Source organism: Faecalibacterium sp. DFI.5.82 (genome assembly GCF_029076575.1).
Taxonomy (GTDB): domain Bacteria; phylum Bacillota; class Clostridia; order Oscillospirales; family Ruminococcaceae; genus Faecalibacterium; species Faecalibacterium duncaniae.
In genome coordinates, this window is record NZ_JARFIS010000337.1 from 1 (window position 1) to 321 (window position 321).

Sequence of the window (321 nt, forward strand, 5' to 3'; positions counted from 1 at the left end):
TGTCTACTCGGTCACACGGCCCGGCGCGCTGGCAGGTGTAAAGTATTTTCTGGTGCCCAACCCGGCCAACTTCTCGTGGATGACCGTGGTTTCCGCCATGGGGCAGATGTTCTACTCCCTCTCCATAGCCATGGGCATCCTGGTGACCTTTGGCTCCTACATGAAAAAGAACGTGTCCATTGAGCAGTCCACGGAAAACGTGGAGATCTTCGACACCGCCATTGCCATCATGGCGGGCCTGATGATCATTCCCGCCGTGTTAGCTTTTTCGGGCGGCGACCCTGACACCCTGCAGGCGGGCCCGGCCCTGATGTTCATTAC

The 321-nt window shown here is 57.9% G+C and carries 1 pseudogene; it reads left to right on the forward strand.

The annotated features are described in order from the left end of the window. Window positions 1-321 (forward strand): annotated as a pseudogene (locus P0G09_RS16890) (sodium-dependent transporter); the annotation flags it as partial.